This is a genomic window from Streptomyces sp. NPDC001781, assembly GCF_053596035.1.
In genome coordinates, this window is the sequence record NZ_JBSFFI010000034.1 from 61,620 (window position 1) to 68,638 (window position 7,019).

The window sequence follows — 7,019 nt, forward strand, 5'->3', positions numbered from 1 at the left end:
CGGCTGCCGGGGCCGGACGGCGGGCGACTCCGGCAGCCGGTGCGGGTCTCAGGCGGCCGGTGTGGACCGGGCCCTCGCGCACAGCGCCGCCAGCGCCTCGGGGGTCACCGGAGAGACGGTGCCCTCCTCCGTGACGATCGCCGTCACCAGTTCAGGCGGTGTCACGTCGAACGCCGGGTTGTACACCTGCGTGCCCAGCGGTGCCAACGGCACCCCGCCGCCTCCGCCGACCGCGGACGCCTGGGGCGTGAGGATCTCGGTCACCTCGAAGCCAGGCCGCTGCTCGACCTCGATGGCCGCCCCGTCCGGGGTGTCCGGGTCGATCGTGGTCACGGGCGCCACCACGATGAAGGGCACGTGGTGATAGCGGGCCAGCACCGCCAGCGGGTAGCTGCCGACCTTGTTCGCCACCGAGCCGTCGGCCGCGATGCGGTCCGCCCCCACCAGCACCGCGTCCACCTCCCCTGCCGCGAACAGCGAACCGGCCGCGCTGTCCGTGAGCAGCGTGTACGCCATCCCGCCGCGCGCCGCCTCCCACGCCGTCAGCCGCGCCCCCTGCAACAGGGGGCGTGTCTCGTCCACCCAGAGCCGCCGCAGCCGCCCCACCCGGTGCGCGGCCACCGCCACCGCGAAGGCCGTGCCCTCACCTCCCGACACCAGCGCGCCGGTGTTGCAGTGGGTCAGCACCCGGTGGCCGCCGCCCGGCATCAGCTCGTCCAGCAGCGCCAGACCGTGCGCGGCCATCCGCGCGCTCGCCTCCGCGTCCTCCCGGTGCAGCGCCCGCGCCGCGGCGAGCGCCTCCGTCGCGGCCGCCGTAGGGTCGCCGGTCGTGGTCAGCGCGTCTTGGTAAGCGGCCAGGGCCCGGCGCACACCGACGGCCAGGTTCACCGCCGTGGGCCGGGCGCTCTCCAGCGCTTCGGCGGCCTCGTCCACGTCGAAGCCGCGTGCGGCGGCAAGTGCGACGCCGTACGCGCCCGCGATGCCCAGCACCGGCGCACCGCGCACCGCGAGCGAACGGATCGCCTCCACCAGCGCGGACGCGTCCGTGCACACCAGCTCGACCTCTTCGGACGGAAGCCTCGTCTGGTCGAGAAGGATCAGTACGGGTCCTTCGGGTGGTTCCTCCCATCGGATGACCGGTATCTCGCTCGGCCGCTTGTCCTCACCGGGTCGCGCCTGCTGATCAGCCATGCGGTGAGTCTGCCCCGTATCCGGCGGAGAATTGATGGAGTGCAGGGCCCACCGCAGCAGGTCACACCGCGACCTGGCCATGGCACGATGGCTGCCAACCTGCCGCCGCGACCGCGGACGGGCACCGTGAAGGAGCTTCGATGAGTGACACGCCGGGCTGGGCTTCGCCCGGACCCGACCCGTCGTCCGAGGAACGGCAGACCGGCGCGGCCGGCGCCGCCGGGCCCACGCCCACCGGCGACCCCGCCCCCGCGGAACCCGCGGCGCAGCCTGGTGAGGCTCCGCAGAGCCCGGACGCGAAGGCCCCGGAAGCTCCGGAGGCGAAGTGGGCCGCGGGTCAGCCTCCGCCCGGACAGTGGTCGGCTCCCGCCGGCGCTCCCGCCCCGGGCCAGGCACCCCCACCGCCACCACCGGTCGCGGGCTGGGGCGGCCGTCCCCCCGCCGGGTGGGCCGGACCCGCCGCCTGGGGCAACGGCTGGGGCGGTCCCCCGCCCGCCGCGAAGCCCGGTGTCATCCCGCTGCGCCCGCTCAGCATCGGCGAGATACTCGACGGCGCCATCTCCACCATGCGCGCCTACTGGCGCACCGTCCTCGGCGTCTCGCTGGCGGTGGCCGTCCTCACCGAGCTGTGCGCGCTCCTGCTCCAGGGCGTCCTCCTCAAGGACACCACCAGCACACTCAGCGACCCAGGCGTCACCCCGGCCGAGGCGCTGCGCTCCCTCGGCTCGATCACGGCCGGCGCGCTGCTCGTCGGCGTCGTGTCCGTGGTCGGCACCATCGTGGCCACCGCGCTGCTGACGACCGTGACCAGCCGTGCCGTCCTCGGCAAGCCGATCGGCATCGGCGAGGCATGGCGCGAGTCCCGCGGCCAGTTCCTCAAACTGCTCGGCCTCCTCATGCTGCTGGCCCTCATCACCGGCGGCATCCTGGTCGCCGGCGCGCTGCCGGGCGTCGCTGTGGGCCTCGTCGCGGGCTTCGACGCCCCCGCCGTCATCCTGCTCGTCCTGGGCATCCTCGCGGCCGTCGTCGTCATGATGTGGCTGACCGTCCGCTTCTCCCTCGCCTCGCCCGCGCTGATGCTGGAGCGGCAGGGTGTGTGGAAGGCGCTGAGCCGGTCGGCCAAGCTGGTGCAGGGCTCCTGGTGGCGCGTCGTCGGCGTGCAGTTCCTCGCCGGGCTGATCGCCAACATGGTCTCCTGGATCGCGGTGATCCCCTTCACCGTCATCGCGTTCGCCGTCAACGGCGAGAAAGTGACCTCCCTGATCGGCACCGGTGCCCAGCCGGCCGGCTGGTCGTTCCTGCTCATCACCGGCGTCGGCTCGGTGATCGGCGCCACGCTCACCATGCCGGTCCAGGCCGGGGTCACCGTGCTCCTCTACATCGACCAGCGCATCCGCCGCGAGGCCCTCGACATCGAGCTGGCCCGCGCCGCCGGCGTCCAGGGCTACACCCCCGACGCCACGCCCGGCCCGGTGCCGGGGAGCTGATGCGGTGAGCATGACGGGGGGAGTTCTCACGGCGGCGTCGGCCATGTCCGGCGCCGCCCGCCTCATCACCTTCACGTCGGGCGGCTCCGGCGACGTACCGCCCGTGACCGTCCCGCGCGATCCCGCCCGCGAGGCGGCCCGCCGCGAGCTGGCCAAGCGGATGTACCACGAGAACGACCCCAGCCTGTTCCAGCGCGCCCTGAACACGTTCTGGGAGTGGCTCGGCAGACTCCTCGCCAAGGCCGCCTCGACGACACCGGGCGGCTCGCTCGGCCTCCTCGTCGTGGTCCTGTGCGTCATCGCCGTCCTGGTCGCCCTGTGGTGGCGGCTGGGCACCCCGCGCCGCAGCCCCGTGGCGGCGGCCCCGCTGTTCGACGAGCGGCTGCGCACCGCCGCCGAGCACCGGGCCGCAGCCGAGGCACACGCCGCCCAGGGCCACTGGAACCAGGCGGCACAGGAACGCATGCGGGCCGTCGTCCGCGCCCTGGAGGAACGCGCCCTGCTCGACGTCCGTCCGGGCCGCACCGCCGACGAAGCCGCGAACCAGGCAGGTCGCGCCCTGCCCGCCCACGCGGCCGGACTCCGCGCAGCCGCCCGCCACTTCGACGACATCACATACGGCGGCCGCACCGCCGACCAGCAGACGTACCAACGCCTCGCCCGGCTCGACAGCGACCTCGAACGCGCCCGCCCCACCCTGGTGGACAGCGCCGCCCCCGACGGGAGGTCCGGATGACCACCTCGTCCGCCCCCACGGCCCGTCAGATCTGGACCCGCAACCGGGGGATCGCCCTCGCCGTCGTACTGCTGCTGGCCGGTGCCGTCGCCATCGCCGTCGTCCGCTCCCAGACCAGGCACGGCGACCTCGACCCCCGCTCGGCCGATCCACGCGGCAGCCTGGCCGTCGCCGAACTCCTCGCCGACCGAGGGGTCACCACTCGGGTGGTCACCACCCTCGACGCGGCCCGCCGGGCCGCCCGCCCGGACACCACCCTGCTGGTCGCCGTACCCGACCTGCTGAGTCACCGCCAGCAGAGCCGGCTCACCGAGGCCACGTCGTCCTCCGGCGGCCGCACCGTGCTCGTCGCGCCCGGCGACTGGTCCGTCGGACGCCTGGCCCCCGGCGTCACCGCGAGCCCCCTCACCACCCTCGACACCACGCTGGAGCCCGACTGCACCCTCCCGGAGGCCCGGCGGGCCGGCAGCGCCGAGACCGGCGGCATCCGCTACCGCACCACCGACGCCGATGCCGACGCCTGCTACCCCAGCGAACGGCGCCCCACCCTGCTCCGCGTACCCGCTGCTTCCGGCACCGGCGACACCGTCCTCCTCGGCTCGCCCGACATCCTGCTCAACAACCGTCTGGACAAACAGGGCAACGCCTCGCTCGCCCTGCAACTCCTCGGCTCCCGGCCTCATCTGGTCTGGTACCTCCCCTCGCTCACCGACTCCTCCACCACCGGCACCGACGGCCGCAGGAGCCTCCTCGACCTGCTCCCCTCGGGCTGGCTCTGGGGCACCCTGCAACTGTTCGTCGCAGCCGCGCTCGCCGCCTTCTGGCGCGGTCGCCGCTTCGGCCCTCTCGTCCCCGAGCGGCTGCCCGTCGTCATCCGCGCCTCCGAGACGACCGAGGGCCGCGCCCGCCTGTACCGCAAGGCCGACGCCCGCGACCGCGCATCCGCCGCCCTGCGCTCCACGGCCCGCACCCGTCTGGCCCCGCTCGTCGGCGTCCCCGCTGCCCTCGCGCACGCCTCGGAAGCCCTGCTCCCGGCTCTGTCCTCGCGTCTTCCCGACAGCGACGAACAGGCACTGCACTCAACCCTCTTCGGAGCGCCGCCCCGCGACGACGCGGCCCTCATCGCACTCACCGACCGACTCGACGCCCTCGAAAGAGAGGTACGCCGTTCATGATGGCTCCGACCACTGACAGCGCCGGGAACACCGGGGACGCGGACGCCGCCCGTGCCTCACTGGAGACCCTGCGCACCGAGATCGCCAAAGCCGTGGTCGGCCAGGATCCCGCCGTCACCGGACTCGTCGTCGCCCTGCTGTGCCGAGGCCACGTCCTTCTCGAGGGCGTCCCCGGCGTCGCCAAGACCCTCCTGGTCCGTGCTCTGGCATCGGCACTCGAACTCGACACCAAGCGAGTCCAGTTCACGCCCGACCTGATGCCGAGTGACGTCACCGGCTCCCTCGTCTACGACACCCGCACCGCGGAGTTCTCCTTCCAGCCCGGCCCCGTCTTCACAAACCTCCTCCTCGCGGACGAAATCAACCGCACCCCGCCGAAAACCCAGTCCTCCCTCCTCGAAGCCATGGAGGAACGGCAGGTCACGGTCGACGGCACTCCGCGTCCCCTCCCCGAGCCGTTCCTGGTCGCGGCCACCCAGAACCCGGTCGAGTACGAGGGCACCTATCCCCTCCCCGAGGCCCAACTGGACCGCTTCCTGCTGAAGCTGACGATCCCGCTGCCCTCCCGCGAGGACGAGATCGACGTCCTGAGCCGCCACGCCTCGGGTTTCGATCCCCGCGACCTGCACGCAGCGGGCGTACGCCCGGTCGCCGGCCCGGCGGACCTCGAGGCCGCCCGGGCCGCCGTCGCCGAGACGACCGTCTCCGCGGAGATCACGGCCTACGTCGTCGATATCTGCCGCGCCACCCGTCAGTCCCCCTCACTCACCCTGGGCGTCTCCCCCCGAGGAGCCACCGCACTGCTCGCCGCCGCCCGTGCCTGGGCCTGGCTGACGGGCCGTGACTACGTCACCCCCGACGACGTGAAGGCCCTCGCCCTGCCCGCCCTGCGCCACCGGCTCCAGCTGCGCCCGGAGGCGGAGATGGAGGGCGTGACCGCCGACTCGGTCATCAACTCGGTACTCGCCCAGGTCCCGGTACCCCGCTGATGCCGCTCACCGGACGCGCCGCCCTCGTCGCGGCCCTCGGCTCCCTCCCCGTCGGCCTGCTGGAGCCCGGCTGGACTGGTCTCCTCGCGGTCAACGGCTCCCTCGCCCTGGCCTGCGCCTGTGACGCCGCGCTCGCGGCCCCCGTGCGGCGCCTTGTCCTCACTCGCTCCGGCGACACCTCCACTCGTCTCGGCGAGACCGCCGACATCACTCTGACCGTCACCAACCCGTCCCGCCGCCCGCTGCGGGGGCGGCTTCGGGACGCGTGGCCGCCCAGCAGTTGGGAACCGGGCACCGAGATCGAGGGTTCCCGGCACCGTCTGGACATCCCGGCCGGCGAGCGACGCCGTGTGACAAGCCGGTTGAGTCCCACCCGCCGGGGCGACCGCCAGGCCGACCGCGTCACGATCCGCTCCTACGGGCCTCTCGGGCTGTTCTTCCGTCAGGGCACCCACCGAGTGCCCTGGTCACTACGGGTTTTGCCCCCTTTCACCAGCCGAAAGCACCTCCCGTCGAAACTCGCTCGATTGCGTGAACTAGACGGTAGGACAAGCGTTCTGACACGCGGTGAGGGTACGGAGTTCGACAGCCTCCGCGAGTACGTCCCCGGCGACGACACCCGCTCCATCGACTGGCGGGCCACCGCCCGCCAGTCCACGGTCGCCGTACGCACCTGGCGCCCTGAGCGTGACCGTCGCATCCTGCTGGTCCTCGACACCGGCCGCACCTCGGCCGGCCGCGTCGACGACGTGCCCCGCCTTGACGCCGCCATGGACGCGGCGCTTCTCGTGGCGGCCCTCGCCTCCCGCGCCGGCGACCGCGTGGACCTGCTCGCCTACGATCGCCGGGTACGTGCCCTCGTCCAGGGCAAGTCCGCAGGTCAGCTCCTGCCGTCCCTCGTCACCGCCATGGCCTCGGTGGAACCGGAGCTCGTCGAGACGGACGCCCGCGGCCTCACGGCAGCCGCTCTGCGCACAGCACCGCGCCGCTCGCTGATCGTCCTGCTGACGTCCCTTGACGCGGCCCCGGTGGAAGAGGGCCTGCTGCCGGTGCTCCCGCAGCTCACCCAACGCCACACAGTTCTCGTGGCCTCCGTGGCCGACCCCCATATCGCACGCATGGCACAGGCCAGAGGAGACATCGACGCGGTGTACGACGCTGCGGCAGCCGCGCGGGCTCAGCAGGACCGACGGCGCACCGCCGAGCAGCTTCGTCGCCATGGGGTCACGGTCGTGGACGCGACGCCGGAGGAACTGGCGCCCGCATTGGCAGACACCTATCTGGCACTGAAGGCGGCGGGCCGTCTCTGAAGCGCATTCGCGCTGCCCCCTCCTCGGAGGAAAAACGGCCCTGAACGCAGAAAACCCCCGCACCAGAAGGTGCGGGGGTTTTTCCCTCAAAAATAGTTCGGCGGCGTCCTACTCTCCCACAGGGTCCCCCC

6 protein-coding genes are annotated in these 7,019 nt (G+C 73.2%); 5 read left to right on the forward strand and 1 reads right to left on the reverse strand.

The features are described from left to right. Positions 1-48 precede the first annotated feature (48 nt). Entirely contained in the window at positions 49-1,191 is a 1,143-nt protein-coding gene (mtnA, locus tag ACWCV3_RS25220) for an S-methyl-5-thioribose-1-phosphate isomerase (RefSeq protein WP_451228374.1), read from the reverse strand. A gap of 140 nt (positions 1,192-1,331) precedes the next feature. Between mtnA and ACWCV3_RS25225 the strand changes: the two genes are divergently transcribed. From ACWCV3_RS25225 to ACWCV3_RS25245, 5 genes are read left to right on the forward strand one after another with little or no spacing between them, the layout of a single operon-like run. Then, entirely contained in the window at positions 1,332-2,678 is a 1,347-nt protein-coding gene (locus tag ACWCV3_RS25225; protein WP_451228377.1) for a hypothetical protein, read from the forward strand. A 4-nt stretch (positions 2,679-2,682) separates the two neighbouring features. Further along, positions 2,683-3,414 carry a DUF4129 domain-containing protein gene (locus tag ACWCV3_RS25230; RefSeq protein ID WP_451228380.1) on the forward strand — a complete coding sequence of 244 codons (732 nt, stop codon included), beginning with the start codon at positions 2,683-2,685 and terminating at the stop codon, positions 3,412-3,414. Beyond that, entirely contained in the window at positions 3,411-4,589 is a 1,179-nt protein-coding gene (locus ACWCV3_RS25235) for a DUF4350 domain-containing protein (protein WP_451228383.1), read from the forward strand. Before ACWCV3_RS25230 ends, ACWCV3_RS25235 begins: the two co-directional genes overlap by 4 nt. Beyond that, positions 4,586-5,578, forward strand: a complete 993-nt coding sequence (locus tag ACWCV3_RS25240) for an AAA family ATPase (RefSeq protein WP_451228386.1) — start codon at positions 4,586-4,588, stop codon at positions 5,576-5,578. The genes ACWCV3_RS25235 and ACWCV3_RS25240 overlap by 4 nt, the downstream gene beginning before the upstream one ends. Next, positions 5,578-6,888 (forward strand): DUF58 domain-containing protein, encoded by a 1,311-nt coding sequence (locus ACWCV3_RS25245; RefSeq protein ID WP_451228389.1) that lies wholly within the window; start codon positions 5,578-5,580, stop codon positions 6,886-6,888. The genes ACWCV3_RS25240 and ACWCV3_RS25245 overlap by 1 nt, the downstream gene beginning before the upstream one ends. Positions 6,889-7,019 lie beyond the last annotated feature (131 nt).